This window comes from Massilimicrobiota sp. An105, assembly GCF_002161155.1.
GTDB classification, from domain to species: Bacteria; Bacillota_I; Bacilli_A; order Erysipelotrichales; family Coprobacillaceae; genus Allocoprobacillus; species Allocoprobacillus merdigallinarum.
Genome location: NZ_NFLY01000022.1, coordinates 15,690 through 41,705 on the forward strand (window position 1 = coordinate 15,690; position 26,016 = coordinate 41,705).

Here is a 26,016-nt window from a genome sequence, read left to right on the forward strand (position 1 = left end):
CTTTTCTTGTATTCCTCTCATCAGATCCATATATTTTTATGATATTATACATATCAATCATTGTGAAAACATGGTAAGATATTTGATAGAGGAAGTGTTAATATGTTACTGACTATTCATCAACACACAATTGAAATCAATCAGCCTGCAAGTTTAGAAACAATTGCGAAAAAGTATTTTCCAGACCAGCAGATTTATGCTGGTATAGTGAATGGGAAATTATACGAACTCAATCATATTATTGAAAATGATGCGACTATTGAATGGGTCGATGAACAAAGCATCATTGGTAAACAAATCTATGAAAGAACACTCACATTTGTTTTTATTGTGGCGACAAAACAATTATTTAAAGATGCTGTGATTCATGTTGAATTTACGTTTCAGGATGGACTATACTGCTCTATTCAAAAAAAGGAAAGTCTGACACCACAGGATGTTGATCAAATCAAACAAAGAATGTTAGATTTGATTCAAGAACAATCCAAAATAACACGTCATGTCATGCCACAAAATCAGGCTATTGACTTTTTTAAACAAAATCATCTTGAAGATAAAGCTCATTTATTACAATATCGTGCAAAAGACACATGCAGTATTTATGAAATGGAAGGCATTTATGATTATTTTTATGGTTTTATGCTCCCTGATGCTTCATATCTCAAACAGATTTCTCTACAGTTCTTTGCGCCAGGATTACGTTTAGGACGTTATGATGTCACTTTTCAACACTATAAACTTTTCCAAATCATGAAAGAATATGAAGAATGGGGTGAGTTAATAGATGTGCCTACTGTCGCAAAGATGAATGAAAAAATTGTCAAAAATCAAATCAATGAACTGATGTTAATGTCAGAAGCGATGATTGAAAAGAAATTAGCTGAATTAGCAACATATATAGCCAAAGAAAAAGAGCATCTCAAAATGATTTTAATTGCAGGTCCTAGTTCTGCAGGCAAGACAACTTTTTCTAAGCGCTTAGGTATTCATTTAAAAATATTAGGAATGAGCCCTATCACAATTTCCATGGATGATTTTTATTTGAATCGTACACAAACTCCTAAGCTTCCTGATGGCAGTTATGATTTTGAAAATATTGAAGCTGTGGACTTAAAATGTTTCAATGAAACCATGCTTCATCTGATTCATCATAAACCTGTTTATTTACCTCGTTATCATTTTCAAACAGGTTTCAGAGAATATGATAAACATCCTACTGTATTATCTGATCGTCAAATTCTTATCATTGAAGGTATTCATGGATTAAATCCACGTACTTCTTACTATATACCTGAAAATGCGAAAATGAGAATATATATCAATGCTTTAACTCATTTAAATTATGATAATCATAATCGTATTCCAACATCGGATTATCGCCTGATTCGTCGTATTGTCCGTGACTATCAGTTTAGAAATGCTGATGCTACAGAAACAATCCGTCGTTGGAAAAATGTAAAAAATGGAGAAGACAAATATATTTATCCTTATCAGGAAGAAGCCGATGCTATTTTTAATACATCTATGGTATATGAGCTCGCTGTCTTAAAACCAATTGCTCAAAAGTTATTATTACAAGTATCCCCAGAATCTAAAGAATACATTGAAGCTAATCATCTTTGTAAACTGCTAGATTACTTTGTAGAAGCCAAAGTGAGTGTACCCCAAACTTCAATTCTCGCTGAATTTGTAGGTAATTCTATCTTTCAATAAAAAAGATGTCGATATGTTTAACATACCGACATTTTTTCATGAAATAAACAGACTAATAAAATCAGAAAATATTTTTGCGATAAATTCAATAATATTGACACACCATTGACTCAATGTTTCCATCATTGTCCCCACACGATTATCTGATGTATCCTGTAAAGTAATGACTGACTGAATTTCTTTTCTCGAAGATACATCTTCTTCAAACTGATCAATCTGTCTTTCAAACAAAGTTCTAGATACCTGATGATCACCAAAGAATAAGCTCATCACACATATAAGAAGCAATACACAGCATAAATCAATCCAAAACTGTTTCATGCACTTAAATATTCATCTAAAACCATTGCTAAAATATTCAAAGAATTTTGAACTTCTTCATATGTGTTTTCATTTGCTCCAACTTCTATTAACACCATATTATCAGTAACACCTTGATTATAATGACTTTGTTTAAGATAAACACCTCGACATATTTTAGGAATCTTTTCATTCAACATATCAGCCAGTTTTTCACAACGTTTATTGACTGCACTGTAATGAGAACTTCCCTTTCCCACAACAAACATTAATTTTGCATAATTTTTATGATCCACAGTAATTGTTGATAAGTTCTTTTTAATAGAATCCCTATGAAAATCAATCACTAAATCATACTTTCCATGTTTTTCAACTGCCTGTGTTAAATACTTTTGTGAAACACTATATGATTTGGCATAATCAATATGATTTTTGGTTTTATACAATTCAAAATCCGTTGTTTCATAATCGACTTCATAACCTCTGTTTTCTAACAATTGCATTAAATAACGACTCCCTTCTTTCACTGACTTTGTTGCATATTTCTCACCTTGATGCGTATTATAAATATAAATTGATTTTCCATTAAGCTGCTTTTTCACATTGGTTGTTGTTAATGAAGACACAACATTTTCAACACTTTCACTATAAATGCTTTGAAAAGGAAGATTGAATAAAATCACAATCACCACAACTATTTTGAAAATAATTTTTATATTTTTATTCATGAAACCTTCCCTCCTCTAACTATACAATGAACTATATGCAAAAAAAGTTATTTTTAGTACATAAAAAAGAAATTCATAAAAGAATTTCTTAATAAGTTATACTATTAATACTTGTTGATAATAATTTAGATAACATTTCAATATCAAAATCAATCTGTTTATCACTCATAACAAATTGATTTTCAATGGGATTTAAAACTTCATTTAATAATTGGATACGCTTTTGTTCACTTAACTGTCCAATTTCTCCTAATATCAATCGTCTTTGCACTTCATTCAATCGTCCTTCATAACGCTTACGTTTTCCTACCTTTAAGGCTGTTGAAGGATCTAAAGATTCTTTAAAATAACCCTCTAACAGATTATAAACATCACTCACTAAACTAGAAACATGAATGACTGTTGGTACACCAATAGCCAAAACAGGAACACCCATTGTTGCTTCACTTATATTTTTACGATGATTGCCAATTCCACTTCCTGGATATATACCCACATTATTCATTTGAATCACACGACAGATCTTTTCATAACTTTGTGCACACAATGCATCAATAGCGATAACCAGATCAGGCTGAAATTCCTGTACCAATGCCAACAACAAATCGGCAGTTTCCATACCCGTATGTGCCATTACCCCTGGGGCAATACACATCGTATCATAATACTGATGACGATGTCTTTCTTCGATAGAATAATGATGCGTGGCACGAATCTGATTCAATGTCCTCGGTCCAATCGCATCACTTGTGAGAGTAGGATTTCCCAATCCTATCCATAAGATAAGCGGATCTATTTTCTTGACCTTCTCTTTAATAAGGAGAGATAACTGCTTTTGAAAATGTTGTGAAATTTTTTCAAAATCCTGATAATCAGGAAAACTGATTTCAATATATTTGCCTATATCATGAGGATAAAGAGGACTGGTCTGTAATATTTCAAATGTTTCAATAGAAATATCTCCATCTTGTTTTTGATGATGTTTATAATCTTTATCTCGTGTTGCATAAGCCAATGATTCTATGGCTAAATCGCTACGTGTATAATATTTATTCATATTCTCACCATTATAAGCATTACCAAAATTAAAAAAATATAATCAATTATCAATAAAACATTGCATTTATCATCTATTTTTGGTAGAATAACATGGCAAAAGTCAAAGTGAGGTGAAAGATAATGGCAAACATGAAACAACAAATCAAACGTTATAAAAATGACAACAAAAAACGTTTAATCAACAATTCTTATAAAAGTGCTTTAAAAACAGCAATTAAAAACGTAAAAGCTGAAGTTGAAGCTGGAAATAAAGAAGCTGCAATTGCTGCATACAATGTAGCTGCATCTAAATTAGATGCTTCTGTCAGCAAAGGAATTCATCATAAAAACTATGCTAGCAGACAAAAATCTAAATTAGCAAAATTAGTGAACTCTATCGCTTAATGAGATAGAGTTTTTTATTTATCTTGTATGTCAAGTTTTCTTGACATACATTTTTTATCATCCTATAATAAAAGTGTAAAGAAAACTTGACATGAGGTGATATAATGCATAAAGAAGATATTTTAAAAAAGAATCAAAAAACAATGAATAAAGAATATGACTTTTTTCTTGATCAAAAAACACTTCCTATATTAATGACTGTTTTTATCATTTTGTGTTTTGCAATGATGTTATTCTCTTTTATAACCCCATTCCAACAGGAAATCTTTTATACCTCAACAACCCTGTTATTGACGTTTCTTGCATCATACTTTCTTGCTTATTTCTATTATTTACGTATATCGAAATACTTATATATAGGCCTTTTCTTCCTTGTTTTCTTGATGTTTTCTATAAGTTATCTATGGTTATTGATTTGGTAGGTGAAACATATGGATAAAAATAAAATTCTTGATTTATATCGTCATGAAAAAGATGAAAGACAAGTTCAATGCCAAAGAAAAGCGTTATTGAAAGGTATGTCTTTTCTTGTAACTGTTGCTCTCACATTGATGTTCTTTTCTTTTGAATTTCAGGAAGTTCCAACAGTCTTTTATACCATTTATATCTTGATTATGCCTATAGCTGGATTGTCATTGAGTATGGCGTGGATGGTATGACAAAAATAAATTCTATTTCATATGTGGGCTTGGTTTGATTGCTCTTTGTCTTATCAATGGTTATCAATATATATCTATCATGGTTGGCGTTTAATATGAATGAAAAATTAGTACTTAAAAATCATTTAAGAAAAGCAAGAAATGAAAAAGGACTCTCACAAATGGAATTGGCCAATATGGTTGGTGTATCAAGACAGACAATCTCATCTATTGAAAATGGACAATTTAATCCTACTGCTAAACTGGCATTAATTTTATGTATTGCATTAGATAAGACATTTGAAGAAATCTTTTATTTTGATATATCAATTTGACTTTCGTTAGTCATAGGATTATCATGTGTATATGCAAAAAGGAGGAACATATGGAACGTAAAAGTATTGCAATTGAGGATACATGGGATTTATCTCGTATCTATGCAAATAAACAGGAATTTTATACAGATTTAGAAAAAGCGAAAGATTTATTATCATCTTTGCTTCAACAAAAGGATTCTTTTTTAGAAAATGTTGATCAATTCTTAAAGTTTCATCAGGATGAAACAATGTTATCTCGTTATATTCAAAAATTACATTGTTTTGCGCATTTACATTGTGATGTTGAACCTAACAACCCGGAATATCAAACAATGTATGCTGCCATTCTCTCATTCTATGATCAAGTGACTTCATCTTTAGATTTCTATACTGTTATGATGATTGAAAACAGTGACAAAGTTGCTCAATATCTTGAAGATGAAAAATTAGAAGATTATCGTTATAGTTTACAGGAAGTTTTAAGACAAAAAAAGCATGTCTTATCACAGGAATTAGAAACTATTGTTTCTAAAACATCTTCTATTTCCGATATTTCTTCCCAAGTGTTTGATGCTTTAAGATTAGATTATGACCCTGTTCATGTAGATGGAAAAGAAAAAGTCTTAAACAGTGCAACCCTAACAGAATTTCTTAAAAACAAAGATCCTAAAGTTAGAAAAGAAGCTTATCATAACTTCTTTAAAGAATATAAGAAATTTGAAAATGTTTATGCTGCAACATTATCTGGTGTTATGAAAAAAGACGCATTTTATGCTGATGTGAAAAACTTTGAAGGACCATTGGAAGCCAGTCTTTTTGATGATAATGTACCAACATCTTTATTCTTTAAAATTTTAGAAAAAGCAAATGTACAATATCGACCATTATTTCATCGTTATAACGCTTTAAAAAAGAAGATTTTAAATCTTGATACAATGTATAATTATGATTTGAATATTCCTTTGGTTCAATACCAGACAAAGAAATACACAATTGATGAATGTTTTGATATTATTTTAGATGTTGTTCAAATCTTTGGTGAAGATTATGTCAACATCATCAAAAAAGCCAGAGAAGAAAGATGGATTGATTATTATCCACATGCTGGTAAACGTATTGGTGCCTATTCAAGTGGCTGCTATGATACAAATCCATATATTCTTATGAATTTTATTGGTGATTATAATTCACTTTCAACGATGATTCATGAATTAGGTCACAGTGCCCATAGTTATTTATCTTGTCATCACCAGTCACCAGTAAATTGTGATTATCGTATTTTTGTCGCTGAAGTTGCTTCAACAGTCAATGAAACATTGCTCATTAACTACATGTTAGATCATGCTTCAAGCGAAAAAGAAAAAGCCTATTTCTTATATGAACTCCTAGAAAATTGTGTTGGTCTTATTTTCAGACAACCTATGTATGCTGACTTTGAGCATATTTTACACACATGGGCTAAAGAAGGAAAACCAATGTCATCACAAATGATTACAGATTTGTATTATACTAAAAACGCTGAATATTATGGACCAGAAATAACAATGGATGAATATGTAGGTTATTCTTGTTATTATATTCCTCACTTCTATTATAACTATTATGTTTATAAATATACTTTAGGAATGACTGTTGCTTTAGCCATTGTCTCACGTTTATTAAATGGTGATGAAAAACAAAAAGAAGCTTATCTCAACTTCTTAAAATCAGGTGGCAGCAAAGATCCTGTTGACCTTTTAAAAGATGCTTTAGTCAATCCTTTAGAAGATCAATTATACGATGATGCTTTCCATTATTTTGAAACAATTTTAAATGAATTTGAAAAAATTATCCTAGATATGTCAAGCACTTTGTAATAAAGTGCTTTTTTTATAAAGCAACTGATAGTTGACAAAGAGTTGGTGGTCTTTTGAATATCATTTGATATAATGATTATACAATGAAAGGTGGTTTATCAAATGTCATTAGGTCAAAATATAAAAAAGAAGAGACAGCAAATGAAATTATCTCAAGAATATGTTGCTGAAAGATTAGGTGTTAGTAGACAAGCTGTTTCAAAATGGGAAACAAACCAAAGTGAACCCTCAATGAAAAATCTTATTGAACTTACTGAATTATTCCAAATCAGTTTATCTGAACTTACAGATACAAAAGATTCACACATACCAATCATCAATCAGCATGTCAAATGTTCTTATTGTGGAAAAGAGGCTCGATATTTTTTAGACCAGACAAAAACTCAAGCCTATTGCTCACAAACATGTCAATTGGCACATACTGAAGCTTTAAACAAAATCCAAAAACAACTGAAATGGTTTTATCTTGGTATTATCTTATCTATTCTCCTTTTATTAACAAGTGCTTTATCTCTTTTACCATTTCAAAAAAACATAACGACAGGATGTGGTATGTTATGTCTAGGTATGACACTCATTCTATTTCCCTTTTGTACACCTGAAACCTATCAAAAATTTGGCTATCTTAAGAGCACTCAAATTGGACGTTTTTTAGGATTTCTCGTTGAATTATATGCTCTTTTTATACTATTTCTATGAATAATTAAAGCAGTGTTTCCACTGCTTTTTCTTCTTGAAATAGAGGTATATTCAAAGAATAAAAAATCCCTAAAATCAATATAATCATCAATAAAAAACCATCGACATATATGATGATATGTTTATTTCTATTCAATCGTATATCCTATTTGTTTAATCATTGTTGTGATATCTTCTTGTGATAATGTCTGTTGTAACAATGAAGAAGTGTTTGACATTTTCATTACAATTCCATGATCTACAATCATAAATCCCTTTGATGAATAGGCTAATTTAAATTAGAAACCCATAATTTTACAGGTGTTTATCACACCTCATAGGGTTTTAATAAAATCCTCCAAAAGCCTTGAAAATAAAGGATTTATCGCAATCAGTACACCTTATCTCTTTATATGGTTTCACACAATGTTACCCTTGTTTTGAACAATCATAAGGGCAAAATCAAGGGCATAAAAATCTCATAACAAGATATAACAAAGTGTGGCAATCGGAGAACTGTGATATATGTGCGAATATATTATAACGGAGGATTTTTTATGGACAAGTATATTTGTGATGAAAGCAACGGTCTTTGGTATGAACTACAAGGAAATTATTATATTCCTTGTCTGATACTTTCCGAAGAAGAAACACAGCCCATTGGTTTGTGGGGACAACGCCATAAACAGTACCTAAAGGAACATAAGCAGTTCTTTTATACCACAATGCTGATTGATGGTACACTTAACTGCTATCTTGCAGATATTAACCAACAGGCAGAGCAAATGTTTCACAGATTGATAAAGCAGATTGCAAAGTTAGAGAATGTGACCGAGCAACTGAAAGCTGACAATCCCATGGAGTGGGTCACTCGGATGAATAACATCCGTAGCAGAGTTATGGAAATCGTAAATCATGATATAATTTTCAACTAACCAAAGAATGGTGGCAGGGAGATTTTCTCTCTGCCATCTATTTATTTTGCGAAAGTCATTGACTTTCATATCGTACTGCGATATACTATATATATCGAAGTACGATGTATCGCACTGGAATTGATGGGAGGTATGTGAAATGGATCAACATATAAAAAAAGTGTATGTTCCTATGACGGAAACTGCTTTTTTCATTTTATTGTGTTTACGAAAACCTAATCACGGATATGGTATTGTTCAAATGGTTGAAAAAATGACAGATGGTGCTATCAGACTTACGCCCGGTACGATGTACGGGAGTTTATCAAAAATGGAAAAAGACAATGTAATTCATTTTATTCGTGAAGAGGATAAACGAAAAATCTATCAAATAACAGATTTAGGGTTAGAAGTTTTACGGATTGAACTTAAACGAATTGAACGCTTATATAAGATAGCTCAGGAGGAAATGTAGAATGGAAGCAAAAAAACAATTCAAATGGTTTACAATATTTGAATACGAAAAAGAACAGGATTATTTGCGAGAAATGCACAAGTCAGGTTGGCGATTTGTTAAAGTAACTGGCTTGGGAATGTATTATTTTGAAAAATGCCTTCCTCAAGATGTGGTCTATCAACTGGATTATAACAAAGACGGACTTACTCATAAAGATGAATATTTGAAAATGTTTGATGACTGCGGTTGGGAATACATACAGGATTATTTGGGTTATAGTTATTTTAGAAAAGTAGTTTCTGACGATGGTGTAGCTGAAGAAATTTTTTGCGATGATGAATCAAGACTTCAGATGATGCAGCGGGTATTAAAGGGAAGAATGTTGCCACTGTTGATTATATTTTTTCTCATACTATTGCCGCAGTTTCTTACCAACTTGTTTGACACACACAATTATTTTATAGCTGCATTTGTTGGTGGGGTTTTAACCATGTACATTGTGATATTCGCTATATTCTTTGTGAAATATAGTCAGTATAAGAGCAACAGAAAATAATTTAAGTAAGAAGGTAGAGGTAAATATAAATGTATGAATTTTTTCAAGCGGCACTTCCGTGGATTCTGTTGGGATTATTTGTGGCTGTTAGTTGTGTGTTTTTTCATAACAGAAAGAAATAATCTTACGATTAACACAGGAAAAAACACTCTTCAAGATGATAAATTTTGAAGAGTGTTATCCGATGTATGTAACACCACAAGGCAAGAAAACCGCCTTGTGGTGTTTTTCAATGCCTATCGGCTATCTCTGTCTAAGGATTTTTTACGCTGTTTTTGCGGTGGTTTCTGCTTGTTGCGTTCCTGTATCTCACGCAGATGTTTTAACACACTCTGCTTTTCGGGCGGTCTGTGCTGTTCTTTGGCGGTGGCTGTCGATTTCCTGCTGACTTGGTATTCCCACTCGGCAAGGTCACGGTTGTACTGTTCCACAACGCTTTCCATTTCTCGGAAAGTACGCATAAATATCTGAACATCGGGATAACCGTCCTCTTTGAGCGTATCGGGGATTTTATCCAGTCTGTCGGCAATCTCTGCTTCGGTTTCTTTGATTTTTGCCTCCAACGCTTTTCGTTCTTTGCCTTTGAAAAGCCCCTTTGTATCGGCAAGCTGCTGTTTCAACTGCGGCAGAACTTTGTCCTGCAAGTTTTTTATTTTTACCGCTTTGTCTTGTACTTTTATCATCAGATTTCGCATATGACGGAATTCTGCCATATCAATATCAAACGTAGGTTTGGGCGGCATATCCTTTTCTCGGATAAGGTTTTGCAGGAAGTCTTTTGCCTTTGCCACAATCCCACGGAACAGATTGGGCAGCCAGCCCTTGATTTTGATGGACTGACTTGCTTTTTCGTGTATCTCGGTCTGCTTAACTTCTAAAATCTTTGCTTCGGAAATACCCGATAACAACGCCATATCCGCTGTCCTGTTCCATTCTTGCCTTGCGGTGTTGTCAGCTTCAATTTCTGCGGCTTTGGGATTGTTCTTTCCGATTTTCTTTGTGGGAAGATAAACGCTGTTCTTATCAAATACCTTTAACTGCTGTTCGGGATCAGCAATATGGCGATTGATAAGGTTGGTATAAATCTCTTTCACTTCCCGAAGAAAAGGCTCGCTTTTGAATTTATCATCTTTCACGGTAAAGAGGTGGCTTTCATAAATTTCTCCCTTTTTTATGACGGTGCAGCCTTTTCGTATCTGCCCGTCCTCCCCTGTGATTTCTTTCTTGGTGCGTACCCTTTTGCCTGTTTCATCATAGAACACGCTGCGTGTGGCTATCTTGATGTCAGGCTCAGGGAGCAGTTTTCTTTCGCTGAAGATAAGATGGATATGATAGTTTGTTTTGCGTTTATTGTGGTGGAGGGCTGACACGCACTCCACACCATACCGCTTGCGAAACTCCTCCGTAAAGTCCTCCAGCACTTGCTGTGGCTCATATCTTGTATAAATTTCGGGCAGGGCAATAATCAATTCCCTTGCTTCGATACATTTGCCCTCTGTGCCGCTTCGCTTAAATTCCTGCTGGCTTTCCCTTGCAAGGTTTTTCCAAAATTCATTGTCGGCGGTGCGGTAGGTGGCATAGAGATTTTCCTGCCTTGCGTGGCTTGTGATATAGGATATTCTTCCCTTGACATTGGGTAGCTTCGACATCTGTATAAATGAGTGTCTTGCCATAAACTCCTTCCTCCCGTGACGGGCATACTCTTTTTGCAACCGATAAATCGGTTGCCGCTGTTTCGGCGGCGCAAGCAGACGGACAGCGAAGAAAACAGCGTGCTGTTTTCTTCTGTATCATAGCGGCGGTGCATTGCCCGAAGCTGTGATACATAGCCCCCTGCAAGGGCGAAATACCCAGAGTACAAATCGAAGATTTGTGCGAGGGGTGTATTTCGCTCTCAAACGCCGAGGGCTTGGAGAATGGTTATTCTACTTTGCGGACATCGTTTTCATTCAGCAGGTTTCTTCCCTGATTGACGCTCATAAATCGCTCTAAAGTATCCCTGCGGATAATCGCTTTTCTACCGACCTTGAGGACGGGAAGTTTGCCCCAGTCGACCAACTTACGCATTGTATTTCTTCCGATACCCGTACATTCTGCTGCTTCTTCTATGGTTAAACCCATTTTGATGTTGCTCATTTTATCGACCCCCCTTTCAAAATACGCATTTTACAACTATGTGTATGCTATTATACTTATTTTGCTATCTAATGTCAACCTATTTTGCAACTTATCAAGAAATATTTTTTCATTTTTTTAAATTTGCGGTTGCAAAATAGGTTTCGTTATGCTATACTATCAGCAATAGGAGGTGAAAACCTTGAAAAAAGAAATTACATTCACCGCAAAACAGGTCGGTGAACGAGTAAAAGAACGCCGAACAGAATTAAACTTAACAATGCCCGAACTTGGTAAGCGTGTCGGAGTAAACAAATCTACCATTCAGAGATATGAAGCGGACGGAGTAGACCCGAAACGCACAATGATTATCAACGGACTGGCAGAAGCGTTGCTTACCACTCCCGAATGGTTGACAGGACTTTCCGAAGATAAGGAATATGACAGCCGCACTTTATGTGCAAGGGATATGGAGGAACATATCAAAAAATATCTTGATACGGTTTCTTCTGTGGTAAAGGGCGAACCGCACCAACAACTGCTCACTACATTCCTCGGAAAGATGATTGACCTCTATACGGTTATGACTTATCACTTTGCAGACGCTATGGCTGAGGTTGACCGTGTGGCGGAGGACGAGGGCTTAAAGCAGTCTTTACGCCGCTATGCGATTGAGTCAGGGGCGATTATGGAGAGAGTTTACCGTAAAGAAATGGAACTTCCTATCGAGGATATGAAACAGTTTTTAGATGGGATTTTACATATCTACGATGAGGGACGCACCGCTGTAAAGATGGGCGACCTGTTCGGGATAGGGACAGCAGCAGAAGAAAGGGTTGCTGAAAAAGAAAAATTCCGTGGCTCTTTGACAAGTGAAAATGCCGATTGACATTCCTCGGCATAAGTGACACTATTACTTTACGCACACCATATGTCACAGTCCCGATTGCCACGGATAGAAAGGGGAAATTTATCTATGGCAAAAGGTTCTGTAAGAAAAAAAGGTAAAAAGTGGTACGCACGCTTCTACATCGAAGATGAAAGCGGCAGAAAAGTACAGAAAGAGTTTGTGGGAACAGAAAGCAAGTCTGAAACAGAAGCCCTGCTCAGAAAGGCAATCGCTGACTATGAGGAAAAGAAGTTTGTCGGGAAAGCCGAAAACATCACGGTAGGCGAAATGCTGGATATGTGGGTGGAGGAAGAACTGAAGCCCGGCAGTCTTAGCAACGGTACGGTTATGGCGTACACGGCGGCAGTCAAAAAGATTAAGAAATATCCCATTGGCAGCCGAAAACTGAAAACCGTGACCGCTGACCATTTACAGGCGTTTATCGACCTTATGAGTTACGGAGGGGTCAATCCCGACGGTACAAATTCAAAGCCTATGAGCAAAGGCTATATGTTGCAATTCTCGGCGGTGCTGCAAAACTCATTCCGCTTTGCGGTATTCCCGAAAAGGCTGATAACCTTTAACCCGATGCAGTATGTAAAGCTGCGTGGCAGAAAAGAGGAAACGGATATTTTCTCGGACAGCGAAGAAGATATTACTCCCATTCCTACCATTACACACGGGGAATACCAAAAGCTGGCGGACTTCTTAATTGCAAAGAAACACCCTGCGCTGCTTGCGGTGCAGATAGCCTATTATGCAGGCTTGCGTATCGGAGAGGTCTGCGGTCTGACTTGGCAGGACATCAACCTTGACGAGCAGTATCTAACCGTAAGACGCAGTATGCGGTACAATGGCACAAGGCATAAGCACGAGGTCGGCACAACAAAACGCAGGAAAGTCCGTACCGTTGATTTCTGCGACACATTGGCTGACATCTTACGGAAAGCAAAAACAGAACAGCATAAAAACCGTTTTCGCTATGGCGAACTGTATCATCTTAACTACTGCAAGGCAGTCAAAGAAAAGGGGCGTACCTATTACGAGGTTTACAGTCTGCAAAGGACGCAGGAAACGCCCGAAAATGACAGGGAATTATCCTTTGTCTGCTTAAAGGAGGACGGTGCTTTTGTTTCTGCAAGTGCAGTCGGTCAGATTTGCCGCAAAGCAAAGGCAGAGGTTGAGGGATTGGAGGACTTCCATTTCCACACACTCCGCCACACATATACGAGCAACCTGCTTTCAGGCGGTGCAAAACCCAAAGATGTGCAGGAACTTCTCGGACACTCTGATGTCAGTACCACAATGAACATTTATGCTCACTCTACCAGAGAAGCAAAGCGGACTTCCGCCAGGCTCTTGGATAAGGTCGTGGGCGAAGCATAAAAAATTTCCCTTGTTTCGGCTCATAAGGGCAAAAACAAGGGAAAATACATAAGGTTTTGATATTTGATAGGCGATAAGCCTTGAAAAATCAAGGAATTTGGGAAGATTGAATTTTTAATTGTAATTGATCTTCTTTCTTCTTATAATGATCATAACTGTCTTTTTGATCTTCAAAAGCTTTTGTAGCATCCTCTTGTGTATAATATGTATAAATTCTTAAATAAGGGTTATTATAAGTTCCTGTTTTTTCCATATCCGTTAAAGAATCAACTGCTATATATTCAGGTGAAAGACGTTGTTCCCAATTCCCTAAAATATGATTTTTTTCTTCAACATAAGGCTGCATTTGATCTAAGACAACTTGTCTTTGTTTCATCATCGCAAAAACTGCTTCTACATCATATGGAAAAGATGCCAAGAAAGCCTGCCATAATCCTATAGCTATACATACAAATACAACAAAAACAGTCCATTGTACACTATATTGATAAACTTTAGGGAACTTCTCATTTGATGCATATAACCCTTGATGTTTTTTCAAATAGAATTGTTGGCGACGTAAATATTGTCTTTTGATTTCACTGATACGTGTCTTTATAATTGTATAAAGACCCCATACAATCGTTAAACAAATACAAAAAGAAATGACTTTTACGAATTCTAAATCTAAGATTTCTAAATAATAAAATAATGGAAAATGACTGACAATTCCATAACATAAGTCTAAAAACTATAAATCCAATCTCCTAAATGTATATATTCTAAAATATTTTTTAATCTTAATGCACTCACAGCCTGAAAATTTCTATAATAAGAAATCAAAAGAGCTGTTGATATATAGATAGGCATTGAAAATGCACCAAAAATATTTTTAATACTATTTGTAAAAGTACGAATGTATAAAATGATTTGTTCTTTTTTTGTTAAATCTTGAACAGTCCCTTCTACAAGTTCATGATTTTGAGCAATTTTGATATAGGCATAATAATAGCGTTCAAAAAAATGATGGTTTCGTCTAGTATGTATTCTTTTTTCAAAAGATTGACGAATATAATCCCAAGGATCATCTTGACAACACTGTAAACTGTGATAACAATCATCAAGACTCATTTGTATTGATGTTTGTTTTTGATAATCTTTTTTAAATAAACTGATTATATATAAAGTCGTAAATAACACAATAAAAAGAAATGTTAATCCTACAATACATAAAAATATCGGTGAAACTTGTTGAAAATAAGTGATTGTTTCTGTTGGAACACGAAAGATCCCCTCCAACAAACTTACTCCTATTTCACTGATCAACTGATAAATCGCATTAAAAAAATCAATTGCGAAAAACAGATAAGCAACCCCTGTTGCACAGATCATTGATCCTGATACAATAAATAAGATTGCAAATAATAGCCAACTGATTACATTCCATACACTATAGATTTTAGTCATAATCTGACGATACTGATATAAAAATGTATGTAACTGTGTCTGATTATTTGTTGATATCTGTTGATATGCTTTTTCTAATTCTTCGTTATCATTGTCTGTTTTCAGTTTTTGATACAATTCATCAACAATATGCTGATCACGAAAAAAAAGTATATCTTCATACTTGATCATAAATTTCCTCTCCCTCCTTTGGTTAGTATAGCATAACGGTCGAAAAAAGGAAAATATTGTTTATTGATTTTCGATAACTTTAATATATGAAAAAATCACTCTCAATAGAAAATAGGGAATAGATTTATTTTTTGAATAACTTCGTGTATAATAAAAACAGAAACGAGGTTAGATTATGTTAAGAACAGAAACAAGATCATTTCAAATTGGACATTTAACAATGGGTGGCAATAATCATGTCATTATTCAATCTATGTGCAATACCAAAACAAAAGATGTAGAAGCAACTGTCAAACAGATTCATGAGTTGGAAAAAGCAGGTTGTGAAATGGTAAGAGTGGCGATTTTTGATAAAGAGGATGCATCAGCAATTGCTGATATCAAAAAACAGATTCATATTCCTCTAATTGCTGATATTCATTTCGACTATCGTTTGGCTTTACTGGCAATTGAAAATGGTATTGATAAAATTCGTATTAATCCTGGTAATATTGGTTCTATGGATAAGGTTAAAGCTGTTGTAGAAGCCTGCAAACAACATCATATTCCTATTCGTATTGGTGTCAATGGTGGTTCTTTAGAAAAAGATATTTTAGAAAAATATGGAAAACCAACGGCACAAGGGATGATTGAAAGTGCCAAAAAACATGTTGATATTTTAGAGTCATTAGATTTTCATGACTATGCCATTTCTTTAAAATCATCCAATACTTTATTAACCATCGAAGCTTATACTCTTGCCAGTCAAACTTTTGATTGTCCTTTACATATTGGTGTCACAGAAGCTGGCACAAAGCTTGGTGGAACGATCAAATCAAGTTTAGGTATTGGTACATTGTTATATCAGGGTATTGGTAATACCATTCGTGTCTCTTTAAGTGCTGATCCTGTAGAAGAAATCAAAGTTGCTAAAACATTATTAAAGGAATTAGAACTGATTGATCATGTTCCAACTTTGGTATCATGTCCAACTTGTGGTCGTATTCAATATGATTTGATTCCAGTCGCAAATGAGATTGAAGATTTCTTGAATACTATCCATGCTGATATCACAGTCGCCATCATGGGATGTGCAGTCAATGGCCCTGGTGAAGCAAAACATGCTGATATTGGTATTGCCGGTGGTGTTAAAGAAGGTTTATTGATTAAAAAAGGTGAAGTTATAAAAAAAGTCAAACAAGAAGACATGGTCCAAGTCTTAAAAGATGAAATACTCAAAATGATAGAAAAGCAATGACAAAAAATCATTGCTTTTTTATATTGGCGTTTTTTATTTCTACTATCTTTTATAAATCCCATTTGATTTGATCCATACATCGTAATAAATCATCCCAATATTTCTGTGATTTCCAAAGAATTTGACTCTTATTTATATCTCCAAGTTCAATATCAAAAAGAACATTTTTTATATCATTCTCAAAAAATATCCATCTGATTCCATTTGTATAAAGAACCTTTTTAAACGATTGAATATGTCCATTTAACTGTTCATCATTTCCATCAAGTGAAACTGTTGGCATTTTTACTTCAATACATCCATATAGCTTCGCATTACTGTCCTTTTCTCTTGCCAATACAACAAAATCCGGGAAACCTGCTTGCCCATAAAACTTCATTGAAATATCACTTTTTCTCCTTGCAGATACATCTCGTATAGATAATGGAGATGTATTTTGTGATTCTCTTATCATACTTGCTACAATGGAATAAAGCTCAATTTCTACACCAGCATTTTGAATCAGTGCTAATTCTATTTCTTCTTTATAATATTCAAAATTTCTTAATACCGACACACTTTATCCTCCCCATTTTTATCATTTCATTAAACGATCTTGGACAATCCTCATATTTTATTATCTTTAAATAACATCTTCTTACTCACATTTGTCAATGATTGTCTTTTTTTATTTTTAAAAAACCAATCAGAATCAAAATAATACCTAAAATAGCAATGGGAATATAAACCATATTTGGAAGCCTATAAACAAATTTATCTATCCCAGACATCACAATATAAATGACAATTCCTAAACTTATAAAAATATTCTGATTTTTCATAGTCTCATCTCTCTTTCAACTCTCACCAACATCTATATCCATTATATTATAATATGTTTATTAGCAGATTTATAAAATAAATAAAAACAAAGATTGCCCTGAGACAATCTTTACTCCATAATAAATTTAGCACTGTTTAAAATCAATTGACTTGCTTGAATACGATTTAAATCACGTCTTAAACCTTCTAAATCAATCTTTTCTAAAATATCTTTTTTATCCATTTGATATTGTTGTGACATCAAATCAACCTGACGGTCAACATCTTCATCACTTGTCATTAAATTTTCAACACGAATAATTTCATCAATAATAGCTTCAAAAATAGCTTGTTGTTTAGCAGCTGGCATTAATTGTGCATGTAATGCATCCATATCCATTCCCATCATTTGAAGATATTGTTCTAAAGCCATACCTTGTCCAGCTAATTCATTGCTGACATATTGAACATGTTGATCTAAAGCTTTTTGAATATCAGCTTCATCTACTTCTACATCACTGTTTTCAATCAAAACACCTAAAACTTTATTTTCTTTTTCAGCACGTAATGTCTGAGCATTTTGATTTTCTAAACTTTCTCTAACTTTCTTTTTGAAATCTTCCACTGTCTCAACATCTGGCATTTGGAAAGATTTAACGAATTCTTCATCAAGTTGAGCTTGTACTTTTGATGCAATGTGATGAACTGTAACCTGGAAAATAACATCTGCACCTGCTAAATCAGCAACCCCATAATTTTCTGGGAAAGTCAGATTTAAATCTCTTGTTTCTCCTTTTTTCATACCAATCATCTGTTCTTCAAATCCTGGTATAAATGATCCTGAACCAATTTCTAATTGATATCCTTCAGCAGTTCCACCATCAAAAGCCACTCCATCTTTCAATCCTTTAAAATCAATTGTTGTGACATCCCCGTTTTCAACAGTTCCTTCTTTTTCAACCAATTGACTCTTTTGTGATAATAAATGTTGGATTTCTTTTTCAACATCTTCGTCTAATACTTGACGTGAAGTCACTTTGACTTCAATTCCTGTGTAATTTCCTAATTGATTAACTTTACTCATCTTTCTAATCCTTTCTATTTAAAACGCTCATATTCTATCATACAATTGATATTTGACGCAAGTCTTATCAAAAATGTGGTCTATTTTCTTAACGCCTACATAGGATATAGTTAAGGAGGAAATTATGACAAATCAAAACAATGAATATATATCATCACTTCAACTAGATGATTTTCAAGTTCTTTTAAAAGAATTTGATATCGAACTTGATCAATCTACACAACAAAGATTATTAAACATGATTAAAAACAATCAATACGCCTTACAACATGAACAATATCATTTTGTTTTAGAAAACTATATAAAAAAATTGACAAGTGAATTCACTTGTCAAAAAATACTTGTATTATTAAATCATTATTTTAAACCATTATTAAATGTTTGATGAACAAACATATTGATTTCTTCACGATAAGGAGCTTTTCCATCAATATAAGGTGTTTCAAGAATCTTTGGAACATCTTTTAATTGAGGATGATGAACAATAGTATTGAGTGTATCAAAGCCAATATATCCATATCCAATATTTTCATGACGATCTTTATGAGCTCCTCGTTCATTTTTAGAATCATTCACATGAACAACCAATAAACGATCTAAACCTATCTTTTGATCAAACTCTTTCAACAAGTCATCAAAATGAGTTAAATCATAACCTGCATCATGTAAATGACAAGTATCCAAACAAACACCCAGTAAAGAAGATAACTTTGTATGTTCAATAATATACTGAAGCTGATCAAAAGTTTTTCCAACTTCACTTCCCTTACCTGCCATTGTTTCTAAAGCAATATGTACTTTTTGGTCTTCATGTAAGACTTCATTCAATCCTTTTACAATCTGATCCAAGCCAGCCTCATCCCCTGCTTTGACATGAGAACCAGGATGTAAAACCAAACGTTTGATACCAATAGCTTCACATCTTTCAATTTCTTCTTTTAAAAAGCGTACAGCTAACTCAAATGTTTCAGGCTTAATCGTATTTGCCAAATTGATAATGTATGGCGCATGAACAACAACATCCTGAATATCAATATGATGTTCTGTCATTAATGCTTTGGCTTCTTCAACACGTAACTGACTCACTGGTTTTCTGGCAGTATTTTGTGGAGCACCTGTATAAAACATAAATGTCGTTGCATCATAGGATAAAGCTTCTTTCACTGATCCTAGCATCATTTCTTTTCCACTCATGGAAACATGACTACCAATCTTCAACATTACTGTGCCTCTCTTTCACGTTTTTCTCTTTGTGCCTGTTTTGCACGTTCTTTCTTTTGTCTTCTAATGTCCTGTTTAATCATCGCACGTCTTTCTTTTTGAACCATAGCTTCAATTTGTCTTTTACGTTTTTTCTTATATCCAGGTTTCACTTTAGCTGGTTTTCTGACAATAGCTGAAATTTTCTTTTCCAGCTCAGTTTGATGTTTAACACGTGTCTTACGTTTTTCTCGTTCTTGACTTTGTTTAAACTGCTGTCCTTTTAATTCCTTGACTTCAAAATGAATACCTTTTTTCTCCAAGGCTTCAACCATTTGTTGATTATATGTATCATACATATTATAACATTCACCCGTATATTTTCCACGTCCACAACGACCACTACGATGAATATAGAAATCTAGCTCAGTTGGAAATTCCATATTAATAATATGACTGACACCATCAATATCAATCCCTCTTGCAGCAATATCAGTTGCGACAATATATTGATATTCCATATTTTTGATACGACGCATCATCTGTCGTCTTTCTCTTGGTTCCAGGTTTCCATGTATTTCTCCAACCTTATAACCATCTTCACGCAACTGATGACTTAACTGTTCAACTTCTTCACGTTTATTACAGAAGATAATACAAATGTAGGGATCAATGACCTGCATAATATTTTTTAAAACTTCATAACGCTGACGATGTTTCGTTGGAACCAGATAATGTGAAATATTACGTGATGTTGACAGATGCTCATCAATTTCTATAATCTTTGGTGAGTCCATATATTTCTTTAAGAATGGTCTTAACATTTGTGGAATTGTTGCGGAAAAGACAAGCATTTGAAGATTCTCTTTCATCTTTCCCAGTACTGCATCAATATCCTCTAAATAACCATACTCTAATGTCATATCTGCTTCATCAATGACAAATATATCCGCAGTTGTAATTTTAAGAGCCTGTTCCTCTAAAGATAAATCTTTAATTCGTCCAGGTGTTCCAATAACCAAATGAGGTTGAACATTCAACTTTGAAATTGTTTTTTGTTTATCCTTACCACCAATGATTAATGAAACCCTTAAATTCTTATTATAATTTATAAAAACTTTAGCCTGATCATAAATCTGTTGTGCCAATTCTCTTGTAGGAGCAGTAATGACTGCCTGCACACAATCTGCTGATGTCTCTATCATATCCATAATTGGAATTAAAAAAGCATGTGTTTTCCCTGTTCCTGTCTGTGATATGCCAATCACATCTCGATGTTTATAAACAAGTGGAATGACTGATTTTTGAATTTCTGTTGGTGATTGAAAATTCAACTTTTGTAATGTTTCTTTTACAAAAGGTTGAAATTGATATTGTTCAAATAATTTCATATAATCGCCTCCTTTTAGCCATATGATTATACACTAAAACTTTAAAAAAAGCAAAAAACTTTGATAAAATCTTATATTTTCTTTGATTATTTATCAAAGCAAAAAAGATGGAAAGACATATTTGACATATATCTTGATATTACAAATGATCCTAGTTACAATAATAAAAAGCCTTTTATTAAGCAAAAACAAACAAAGTGACAAAAAGAACGTAAAAGTTGTCAAAATGACCACATCAGTTGGTAGTATTGCTTTTTTATTTTTTGTTATAATATGAGTGCCTAAGAAAGGAGACTATATATGAACATTGCTGATAGAATACAACATTTAAGAAAAGTAAAAGGAATATCACAAGAAGAACTTGCCAATCAAATTGGTGTTTCACGACAATCCGTTTCTAAATGGGAAAGCGAACAAACTTTACCAGACATTGAAAAGATTATTTTATTGAGTGACTTTTTTGAAGTAACAACAGACTATTTACTCAAAGGTATTGAGCCCACTCCTTGTGAGTCTATATCAACGCACGAAAAACCTAATGGTGTCATTTTTACAATCGTCGCAACAACAATGAATGCCCTGGGATTGATTGTTGCTGCAATGATATGGAATGAAAAACAAACTGCAATCGCAACACTCACTGGACTCATTTTGATTATCTTTGGATGTATGATTTATGGTATTGGTATGGTCATCTCAGATCAATCTTCTCAGACAAAAGCCAAACAATTATTTTGGTCCATAAATATATGGATATTAACATTCATTCCTTTATCTATGGCATATAACATCATGACAAGTGGCTTAGGAACTGCTCCATATCCTCTTCTTGATGCTTCCTATGTTGGATTTATTCTTTTTTGGATGATTTATATCATGCTTGGCAGTATTGTTAATCTTCTCATTTATAAACAAAGAGCATAAAATATCTCATGACGATTTTGATGATTCCTCTTCAAAGTCGTTATTTTTCTTTATCCAAAACACAAGTATCATCTTTTTTCTTTTAACATATCTTAACATAGGAGGTGTTAATCATGTATCCACAATATCCACCCTATGATTTTTATCCCTATTATCCACCAATGATGTATCAAAAACCATCATTATTACAATCTATGAGATATTCACTTCATCAGATGAACCTTTCATCAACAATTCAGACAGCTCAAAAAACACTTTATACGGCTAATCAGCTCATTCCTATTATCAATCAATTACGTCCTGTTTTGCATAACGCCAAAACAGCTTTCCGTGTTGTTAAAGCTGTAAAGAGTTTTGATTTAGATGACATAGATGAGGATATTGATAAAAATGTTCAAGTGGAATCACAGACTTTTGAAAATATGTTACCAGTAAGAAAGCCTAGTTAGGCTTTCTTATAGCATTGATAATGTCTGCATCATATCCATAAATTTCTAATAATGCAATCGCATTTCCTACTGTACAACGTCCCTGATGTATTTTATAATCACAGGATAATTGATTATTCACAATCGCATCACGGAAACAATACTGATCAATCCAAGGAAACTTTTCAACCAAAGATAAATCATGTGTTGTCACCAAAATCAATGATGAACTTTGAAATAAATAAGTCAAAATAGCCTGAGAAATCATCACACGTTCTTTTTCATTTGTTCCTCTTAAAATTTCATCAATAAAGATCATACAATCCTTTTCTTTCACATCATCTATCATGGCTTTTAAAGTTTTAATTTCTTTTACATAATAGCTATCTCCTGATGTTAAATCATCTTTCATATGAATGGCACTATGAATCGTATAATGATAACACTTCCATTCATCTGCAAAACATGTATGCAAAGTTTTCGCCATCAGCATATTGATACCAATCATTTTTAAGAATGTAGACTTACCTGATGCATTGGATCCTGTAATCATACAAGAACGTGTTGTTGAAAAACTATTTTTTACAGGATTAGAAATTAAAGGATGGTAAGCTTCGACAAATGAAAGCTGTTTATCTTGTGTTAATTCAGGCAAACACGTGACATAACGTTCACGTACTAATCGCACACTTAAAGCAACATCTGCAGTTCCTAAATATTCATAGAAAGTAAGCATATAGCTTTCCATGTCTTCTTGATGCTTTAATAATATGAGATATTGATGTAGTGATAACATAAAGAAGCTTTGGATTGTCTGTGTGAAATAGAAAACATCTATTTTAGAAATCTTATAAATGACACGTGCCAATACTGTATATGTCTTTGCTTTTTTAAGCATTGGCTTTAATTTTTGAATATCTTCTTCAGGAAAAACACGATGTTTAACCAAATGTGATAAAGCTTCAATCATAAAACAATAACTCATTGTTTCCGTCACAATAGTCTTTGTACGTTGACTATAATAAGTATTCAAAAGAATCATCAAAGCTGCATATATACAAAGTGGTAAAAAAATCAGCTCACCTAAGAAAAACCACATGATGATAAATACAATCGGACAAAAACCTAAGCACATAATGAGTCGTTTTTCCCATAACGAAAAGACTTGAGAATGCTGAAACAAGCCTAAACATGCGTCATATTCTTTACTTAACTGATAAAGATGATAAAGTGTATCAGATAAAATTTGAGGATTCTGATAACGCTGAACCATCATTTCTAACAAACGATGATCACATTGTTTTGATAACATACGACCATACATATATTCTCTACCTATATTCGTATAAGTAAAGTCACATTTCTGTAAAACTTTTAATAACTGAAAATCATCAATTTCCTGTTTAGATATTGCTTTTTCTTTTAAAGTTTCAGCATATTCCTCATTCCATTCTATTTCATCCTTTTCAAGCTGATATGGAAACAGTTGAACTAATCGTTTATGCATAAAAACATTCCATAAGCCTTTCAAAACCATAATCACTATCAATATCAGTAAAATAGCTACCCAAAATATCATCATGGTATCTCACCTCACCTTGACTTTACAGCACTACCCTTGGGGTAAAGCAACTATTTTTTTATTTTTTGATAAATTTCATATAAAAACAGTCTAAATGTAGAAGAAAAGTGAATCACTAAAATAAGTAACATGGCTAAAGAAGCCAATATAGATAAAAATGAGTCATTATCAAATAAAAATAAAGCATAAATAAAAACAGATAAACAAATTATGATTTTTTCAAAGAGTAGGATGGTTTGTGTAGAAAAATTGATTTTTTTCAATTGTTTGGTTTGTTCTAGCTGATGGCTTAAATTATCTAATGTCCGTTTTTGCGTCAAACTCTTTTTCACATCATCAATATATTGTAATGATGTTTCAATATCAAAAATCTGTTTTTCATATTCTTCTTTTTTCAGATCAAAAATATCATATTGATTATTGATCAGTATATCTTTAATTTGAGAAATAGAGAAATCAAGTTGTCTTAAACATTTCATTTGCATTAATCTTTCAATATCTTTCTGTTGATAAACACGATAACCATGAGCATCTTTTTGAGGATGAATGAGCCCTTTTTGTTCATAAATCATAATCGCTTTCTTAGATAAATTTAATTGTTGAGAAACTTCCTGAATATGCATCATCAACCACCTGCTTTCATTATATAAAGATTTCTTCATCATCACAAGAAATTATGATACAATGAAGTGGAGGTGAAAAGGTATGCAAGTGAAAGCTATTACCCCAAGAGGATACTGTAAAGGTGTCGTCCGTGCTATTGAAATAGCTAAAAACGCACAAAATGAACAACAACCTATTTATATCTTAGGAATGATTGTTCATAATCAATATATTGTTGATGCATTAAAAGAAAGAGGTATTCAGACAATTGATATTCCTGGTCAAACACGTCTAGAATTATTAGATCAGATTCAACATGGAACTGTCATTGTCACTGCTCATGGTGCTAGTGATCAGGTATTTCAAAAAGCGAAAAATAAAGGTCTCAATGTCATTGATGCTTCATGTTTAGATGTGATTAAGACACATGATTTAATCAAAAAGAAATTGAATGAAGGATATGACATTTTATATATTGGAAAAAAAGGACATCCTGAAGCTGAAGGTGCCATTTCTATTGATGAAAAACGTGTTCATTTGATTACCAGTAAAAATGATATTCAAATGATGGATCCAAATAAGCATTATGTGATGACGAATCAGACAACCATGTCTTTATACGATGTCTATGATTTATGTGAGTATGCCAAAACGATACTTCCTCATGTCACAATCGAAAAAGAAACTTGTACAGCAACGAAAATCAGACAAGAAGCTATTAAAAACATGGAAGAAGATATTGATATTGTTTTCATTGTGGGTGATCCTCATTCTAACAATACTCAAAAACTAGCAAGCATTGCTAGTGAAAAGAAAGAAGTTCATATGATTGAGAGTCTTGATGATTTAAATATTAACTGGTTAAAAGGGAAAAAGAAAGCTGCAGTCTCTTCAGGTGCATCTACACCAACCTATTTAACAAATCAAGTTATAGAATTCTTACATCAATTTAATGAAAATGATCCTCAGACCTTCTTTAAACAACCGATAGACTTAACAAAAATATTAGACTAAATGCATGTTTTCATGCATTTTTTTATTAAAATCTAACCCTAGATAAATGTTGGTAACTATATTTAAAATATATTGATTATATGGTCTTAAATGAAAATTCATTTGTAAAGTCACTATATCTTAGCTCACACATGGAGTTCATGAT

The 26,016-nt window shown here is 33.4% G+C and carries 31 protein-coding genes; 17 read left to right on the forward strand and 14 right to left on the reverse strand.

The window, feature by feature from the left end:
- Window positions 1-102: 102 nt before the first annotated feature.
- Window positions 103-1,713, forward strand: coding sequence for a nucleoside kinase (locus tag B5E48_RS07445; RefSeq protein WP_087304624.1), 1,611 nt, complete (start codon window positions 103-105; stop codon window positions 1,711-1,713).
- 36 nt (window positions 1,714-1,749) lie between these two features.
- On the opposite strand, the gene B5E48_RS07450 is transcribed toward B5E48_RS07445, so the two are convergent.
- The 3 genes from B5E48_RS07450 to gpr all read right to left on the reverse strand — a co-directional run bounded on the left by B5E48_RS07450 (window position 1,750) and on the right by gpr (window position 3,798).
- Window positions 1,750-2,034: a hypothetical protein gene (locus B5E48_RS07450; RefSeq protein WP_087244559.1), complete on the reverse strand. Its 285-nt coding sequence runs from the start codon at window positions 2,032-2,034 to the stop codon at window positions 1,750-1,752.
- Window positions 2,031-2,741, reverse strand: coding sequence for a stage II sporulation protein P (gene spoIIP / locus B5E48_RS07455; protein ID WP_087296760.1), 711 nt, complete (start codon window positions 2,739-2,741; stop codon window positions 2,031-2,033). Before spoIIP ends, B5E48_RS07450 begins: the two co-directional genes overlap by 4 nt.
- 88 nt (window positions 2,742-2,829) lie before the next feature.
- Window positions 2,830-3,798 (reverse strand): GPR endopeptidase, encoded by a 969-nt coding sequence (gene gpr / locus B5E48_RS07460; RefSeq protein ID WP_087304625.1) that lies wholly within the window; start codon window positions 3,796-3,798, stop codon window positions 2,830-2,832.
- Window positions 3,799-3,920: 122 nt separating this feature from the next.
- Here gpr and rpsT point away from each other — a divergent pair, with 122 nt between their 5' ends.
- From rpsT to B5E48_RS07505, 9 genes are all read left to right on the forward strand, one after another.
- Window positions 3,921-4,184, forward strand: coding sequence for a 30S ribosomal protein S20 (gene rpsT, locus B5E48_RS07465; RefSeq protein WP_087244562.1), 264 nt, complete (start codon window positions 3,921-3,923; stop codon window positions 4,182-4,184).
- 104 nt (window positions 4,185-4,288) lie between these two features.
- On the forward strand, window positions 4,289-4,606 hold the full coding sequence (locus B5E48_RS14105) for a DUF6442 family protein (protein WP_087304626.1): 318 nt from the start codon (window positions 4,289-4,291) through the stop codon (window positions 4,604-4,606).
- Window positions 4,607-4,615: 9 nt separating this feature from the next.
- Window positions 4,616-4,843: a DUF6442 family protein gene (locus tag B5E48_RS07475; RefSeq protein ID WP_087304627.1), complete on the forward strand. Its 228-nt coding sequence runs from the start codon at window positions 4,616-4,618 to the stop codon at window positions 4,841-4,843.
- A gap of 95 nt (window positions 4,844-4,938) precedes the next feature.
- Complete coding sequence (locus B5E48_RS07480) at window positions 4,939-5,157, forward strand: helix-turn-helix transcriptional regulator (RefSeq protein WP_087244565.1); 219 nt, start codon at window positions 4,939-4,941, stop codon at window positions 5,155-5,157.
- A gap of 50 nt (window positions 5,158-5,207) precedes the next feature.
- Entirely contained in the window at window positions 5,208-6,995 is a 1,788-nt protein-coding gene (gene pepF, locus B5E48_RS07485) for an oligoendopeptidase F (RefSeq protein ID WP_087304628.1), read from the forward strand.
- 102 nt (window positions 6,996-7,097) lie between these two features.
- Entirely contained in the window at window positions 7,098-7,694 is a 597-nt protein-coding gene (locus tag B5E48_RS07490) for a helix-turn-helix domain-containing protein (protein ID WP_087304629.1), read from the forward strand.
- Window positions 7,695-8,230: 536 nt separating this feature from the next.
- Window positions 8,231-8,608 (forward strand): TnpV protein, encoded by a 378-nt coding sequence (locus tag B5E48_RS07495; protein WP_087179782.1) that lies wholly within the window; start codon window positions 8,231-8,233, stop codon window positions 8,606-8,608.
- Window positions 8,609-8,747: 139 nt separating this feature from the next.
- The gene (locus B5E48_RS07500) at window positions 8,748-9,062 is read left to right on the forward strand and encodes a PadR family transcriptional regulator (RefSeq protein WP_087179781.1); all 315 of its coding nucleotides are present in this window, start codon (window positions 8,748-8,750) and stop codon (window positions 9,060-9,062) included.
- Between the two features lies 1 nt (window position 9,063).
- The gene (locus B5E48_RS07505) at window positions 9,064-9,600 is read left to right on the forward strand and encodes a DUF2812 domain-containing protein (protein ID WP_087179780.1); all 537 of its coding nucleotides are present in this window, start codon (window positions 9,064-9,066) and stop codon (window positions 9,598-9,600) included.
- 236 nt (window positions 9,601-9,836) lie between these two features.
- On the opposite strand, the gene B5E48_RS07510 is transcribed toward B5E48_RS07505, so the two are convergent.
- Window positions 9,837-11,273 (reverse strand): MobA/MobL family protein, encoded by a 1,437-nt coding sequence (locus B5E48_RS07510; protein ID WP_087304630.1) that lies wholly within the window; start codon window positions 11,271-11,273, stop codon window positions 9,837-9,839.
- Between the two features lie 247 nt (window positions 11,274-11,520).
- Window positions 11,521-11,736, reverse strand: coding sequence for a helix-turn-helix domain-containing protein (locus B5E48_RS07515; RefSeq protein ID WP_004612412.1), 216 nt, complete (start codon window positions 11,734-11,736; stop codon window positions 11,521-11,523).
- Between the two features lie 172 nt (window positions 11,737-11,908).
- On the opposite strand from B5E48_RS07515, the gene B5E48_RS07520 reads away from it, so the two are divergent.
- Window positions 11,909-12,604 carry a helix-turn-helix domain-containing protein gene (locus B5E48_RS07520; protein ID WP_241146946.1) on the forward strand — a complete coding sequence of 232 codons (696 nt, stop codon included), beginning with the start codon at window positions 11,909-11,911 and terminating at the stop codon, window positions 12,602-12,604.
- An 87-nt stretch (window positions 12,605-12,691) separates the two neighbouring features.
- Window positions 12,692-13,990: a tyrosine-type recombinase/integrase gene (locus B5E48_RS07525; RefSeq protein ID WP_087304631.1), complete on the forward strand. Its 1,299-nt coding sequence runs from the start codon at window positions 12,692-12,694 to the stop codon at window positions 13,988-13,990.
- 88 nt (window positions 13,991-14,078) lie between these two features.
- Here the strand turns inward: B5E48_RS07525 and B5E48_RS07530 are convergent, their stop codons facing one another.
- Window positions 14,079-14,531 carry a hypothetical protein gene (locus B5E48_RS07530; protein ID WP_087304632.1) on the reverse strand — a complete coding sequence of 151 codons (453 nt, stop codon included), beginning with the start codon at window positions 14,529-14,531 and terminating at the stop codon, window positions 14,079-14,081.
- Window positions 14,532-14,713: 182 nt separating this feature from the next.
- Window positions 14,714-15,607: a hypothetical protein gene (locus B5E48_RS07535; protein WP_087304633.1), complete on the reverse strand. Its 894-nt coding sequence runs from the start codon at window positions 15,605-15,607 to the stop codon at window positions 14,714-14,716.
- Between the two features lie 175 nt (window positions 15,608-15,782).
- On the opposite strand from B5E48_RS07535, the gene ispG reads away from it, so the two are divergent.
- Window positions 15,783-16,844 (forward strand): flavodoxin-dependent (E)-4-hydroxy-3-methylbut-2-enyl-diphosphate synthase, encoded by a 1,062-nt coding sequence (ispG, locus tag B5E48_RS07540; protein ID WP_087244568.1) that lies wholly within the window; start codon window positions 15,783-15,785, stop codon window positions 16,842-16,844.
- A 49-nt stretch (window positions 16,845-16,893) separates the two neighbouring features.
- Here the strand turns inward: ispG and B5E48_RS07545 are convergent, their stop codons facing one another.
- The 3 genes from B5E48_RS07545 to tig form a co-directional block, all read right to left on the reverse strand.
- Complete coding sequence (locus B5E48_RS07545; protein ID WP_087304634.1) at window positions 16,894-17,400, reverse strand: hypothetical protein; 507 nt, start codon at window positions 17,398-17,400, stop codon at window positions 16,894-16,896.
- A gap of 94 nt (window positions 17,401-17,494) precedes the next feature.
- Window positions 17,495-17,665 (reverse strand): hypothetical protein, encoded by a 171-nt coding sequence (locus tag B5E48_RS13725; protein ID WP_164483489.1) that lies wholly within the window; start codon window positions 17,663-17,665, stop codon window positions 17,495-17,497.
- A 110-nt stretch (window positions 17,666-17,775) separates the two neighbouring features.
- Complete coding sequence (tig, locus tag B5E48_RS07550; protein ID WP_087304635.1) at window positions 17,776-18,729, reverse strand: trigger factor; 954 nt, start codon at window positions 18,727-18,729, stop codon at window positions 17,776-17,778.
- A gap of 124 nt (window positions 18,730-18,853) precedes the next feature.
- Between tig and B5E48_RS07555 the strand changes: the two genes are divergently transcribed.
- On the forward strand, window positions 18,854-19,114 hold the full coding sequence (locus B5E48_RS07555) for a hypothetical protein (protein ID WP_087244571.1): 261 nt from the start codon (window positions 18,854-18,856) through the stop codon (window positions 19,112-19,114).
- On the opposite strand, the gene B5E48_RS07560 is transcribed toward B5E48_RS07555, so the two are convergent.
- Both B5E48_RS07560 and B5E48_RS07565 read right to left on the reverse strand, forming a co-directional pair.
- Complete coding sequence (locus B5E48_RS07560) at window positions 19,087-19,950, reverse strand: deoxyribonuclease IV (protein ID WP_087304636.1); 864 nt, start codon at window positions 19,948-19,950, stop codon at window positions 19,087-19,089. The two genes, B5E48_RS07555 and B5E48_RS07560, sit on opposite strands and share 28 nt — an antisense overlap.
- A complete protein-coding gene (locus tag B5E48_RS07565) occupies window positions 19,950-21,320 on the reverse strand; it encodes a DEAD/DEAH box helicase (RefSeq protein ID WP_087244573.1) in 1,371 nt (456 codons plus the stop codon). Before B5E48_RS07565 ends, B5E48_RS07560 begins: the two co-directional genes overlap by 1 nt.
- Before the next feature lie 300 nt (window positions 21,321-21,620).
- Here B5E48_RS07565 and B5E48_RS07570 point away from each other — a divergent pair, with 300 nt between their 5' ends.
- Window positions 21,621-22,244: a helix-turn-helix domain-containing protein gene (locus B5E48_RS07570; protein ID WP_087304637.1), complete on the forward strand. Its 624-nt coding sequence runs from the start codon at window positions 21,621-21,623 to the stop codon at window positions 22,242-22,244.
- A 113-nt stretch (window positions 22,245-22,357) separates the two neighbouring features.
- Complete coding sequence (locus B5E48_RS07575) at window positions 22,358-22,693, forward strand: hypothetical protein (RefSeq protein WP_087244575.1); 336 nt, start codon at window positions 22,358-22,360, stop codon at window positions 22,691-22,693.
- Here the strand turns inward: B5E48_RS07575 and B5E48_RS07580 are convergent.
- Together B5E48_RS07580 and B5E48_RS07585 are read right to left on the reverse strand one after the other, a co-directional pair.
- Window positions 22,686-24,254, reverse strand: a complete 1,569-nt coding sequence (locus B5E48_RS07580; protein ID WP_087304638.1) for a MutS-related protein — start codon at window positions 24,252-24,254, stop codon at window positions 22,686-22,688. The genes B5E48_RS07575 and B5E48_RS07580 overlap by 8 nt on opposite strands.
- Before the next feature lie 50 nt (window positions 24,255-24,304).
- A complete protein-coding gene (locus B5E48_RS07585; protein WP_158097271.1) occupies window positions 24,305-24,877 on the reverse strand; it encodes a MerR family transcriptional regulator in 573 nt (190 codons plus the stop codon).
- An 82-nt stretch (window positions 24,878-24,959) separates the two neighbouring features.
- Between B5E48_RS07585 and B5E48_RS07590 the strand changes: the two genes are divergently transcribed.
- Window positions 24,960-25,871, forward strand: coding sequence for a 4-hydroxy-3-methylbut-2-enyl diphosphate reductase (locus tag B5E48_RS07590; RefSeq protein WP_087304640.1), 912 nt, complete (start codon window positions 24,960-24,962; stop codon window positions 25,869-25,871).
- Window positions 25,872-26,016: the final 145 nt, after the last annotated feature.

Excerpts from the sequence above, each read along its gene's own strand:
- B5E48_RS07565 (WP_087244573.1), bottom strand. The coding sequence starts at position 21,320 with ATGAAATTATTTGAACAATATCAATTTCAACCTTTTGTAAAAGAAACA.
- B5E48_RS07480 (WP_087244565.1), top strand. The coding sequence starts at position 4,939 with ATGAATGAAAAATTAGTACTTAAAAATCATTTAAGAAAAGCAAGAAAT.
- B5E48_RS07570 (WP_087304637.1), top strand. The coding sequence starts at position 21,621 with ATGAACATTGCTGATAGAATACAACATTTAAGAAAAGTAAAAGGAATA.
- pepF (WP_087304628.1), top strand. The coding sequence starts at position 5,208 with ATGGAACGTAAAAGTATTGCAATTGAGGATACATGGGATTTATCTCGT.
- B5E48_RS13725 (WP_164483489.1), bottom strand. The coding sequence starts at position 17,665 with ATGAAAAATCAGAATATTTTTATAAGTTTAGGAATTGTCATTTATATT.
- ispG (WP_087244568.1), top strand. The coding sequence starts at position 15,783 with ATGTTAAGAACAGAAACAAGATCATTTCAAATTGGACATTTAACAATG.
- spoIIP (WP_087296760.1), bottom strand. The coding sequence starts at position 2,741 with ATGAATAAAAATATAAAAATTATTTTCAAAATAGTTGTGGTGATTGTG.
- B5E48_RS07560 (WP_087304636.1), bottom strand. The coding sequence starts at position 19,950 with ATGTTGAAGATTGGTAGTCATGTTTCCATGAGTGGAAAAGAAATGATG.
- B5E48_RS07450 (WP_087244559.1), bottom strand. The coding sequence starts at position 2,034 with ATGAAACAGTTTTGGATTGATTTATGCTGTGTATTGCTTCTTATATGT.
- B5E48_RS07590 (WP_087304640.1), top strand. The coding sequence starts at position 24,960 with ATGCAAGTGAAAGCTATTACCCCAAGAGGATACTGTAAAGGTGTCGTC.
- B5E48_RS07500 (WP_087179781.1), top strand. The coding sequence starts at position 8,748 with ATGGATCAACATATAAAAAAAGTGTATGTTCCTATGACGGAAACTGCT.
- B5E48_RS07510 (WP_087304630.1), bottom strand. The coding sequence starts at position 11,273 with ATGGCAAGACACTCATTTATACAGATGTCGAAGCTACCCAATGTCAAG.
- B5E48_RS07495 (WP_087179782.1), top strand. The coding sequence starts at position 8,231 with ATGGACAAGTATATTTGTGATGAAAGCAACGGTCTTTGGTATGAACTA.
- B5E48_RS07525 (WP_087304631.1), top strand. The coding sequence starts at position 12,692 with ATGGCAAAAGGTTCTGTAAGAAAAAAAGGTAAAAAGTGGTACGCACGC.
- B5E48_RS07475 (WP_087304627.1), top strand. The coding sequence starts at position 4,616 with ATGGATAAAAATAAAATTCTTGATTTATATCGTCATGAAAAAGATGAA.
- B5E48_RS14105 (WP_087304626.1), top strand. The coding sequence starts at position 4,289 with ATGCATAAAGAAGATATTTTAAAAAAGAATCAAAAAACAATGAATAAA.
- tig (WP_087304635.1), bottom strand. The coding sequence starts at position 18,729 with ATGAGTAAAGTTAATCAATTAGGAAATTACACAGGAATTGAAGTCAAA.
- B5E48_RS07505 (WP_087179780.1), top strand. The coding sequence starts at position 9,064 with ATGGAAGCAAAAAAACAATTCAAATGGTTTACAATATTTGAATACGAA.
- B5E48_RS07445 (WP_087304624.1), top strand. The coding sequence starts at position 103 with ATGTTACTGACTATTCATCAACACACAATTGAAATCAATCAGCCTGCA.
- B5E48_RS07575 (WP_087244575.1), top strand. The coding sequence starts at position 22,358 with ATGTATCCACAATATCCACCCTATGATTTTTATCCCTATTATCCACCA.
- gpr (WP_087304625.1), bottom strand. The coding sequence starts at position 3,798 with ATGAATAAATATTATACACGTAGCGATTTAGCCATAGAATCATTGGCT.
- rpsT (WP_087244562.1), top strand. The coding sequence starts at position 3,921 with ATGGCAAACATGAAACAACAAATCAAACGTTATAAAAATGACAACAAA.
- B5E48_RS07515 (WP_004612412.1), bottom strand. The coding sequence starts at position 11,736 with ATGAGCAACATCAAAATGGGTTTAACCATAGAAGAAGCAGCAGAATGT.
- B5E48_RS07490 (WP_087304629.1), top strand. The coding sequence starts at position 7,098 with ATGTCATTAGGTCAAAATATAAAAAAGAAGAGACAGCAAATGAAATTA.
- B5E48_RS07535 (WP_087304633.1), bottom strand. The coding sequence starts at position 15,607 with ATGATCAAGTATGAAGATATACTTTTTTTTCGTGATCAGCATATTGTT.
- B5E48_RS07555 (WP_087244571.1), top strand. The coding sequence starts at position 18,854 with ATGACAAATCAAAACAATGAATATATATCATCACTTCAACTAGATGAT.
- B5E48_RS07580 (WP_087304638.1), bottom strand. The coding sequence starts at position 24,254 with ATGATGATATTTTGGGTAGCTATTTTACTGATATTGATAGTGATTATG.
- B5E48_RS07585 (WP_158097271.1), bottom strand. The coding sequence starts at position 24,877 with ATGCATATTCAGGAAGTTTCTCAACAATTAAATTTATCTAAGAAAGCG.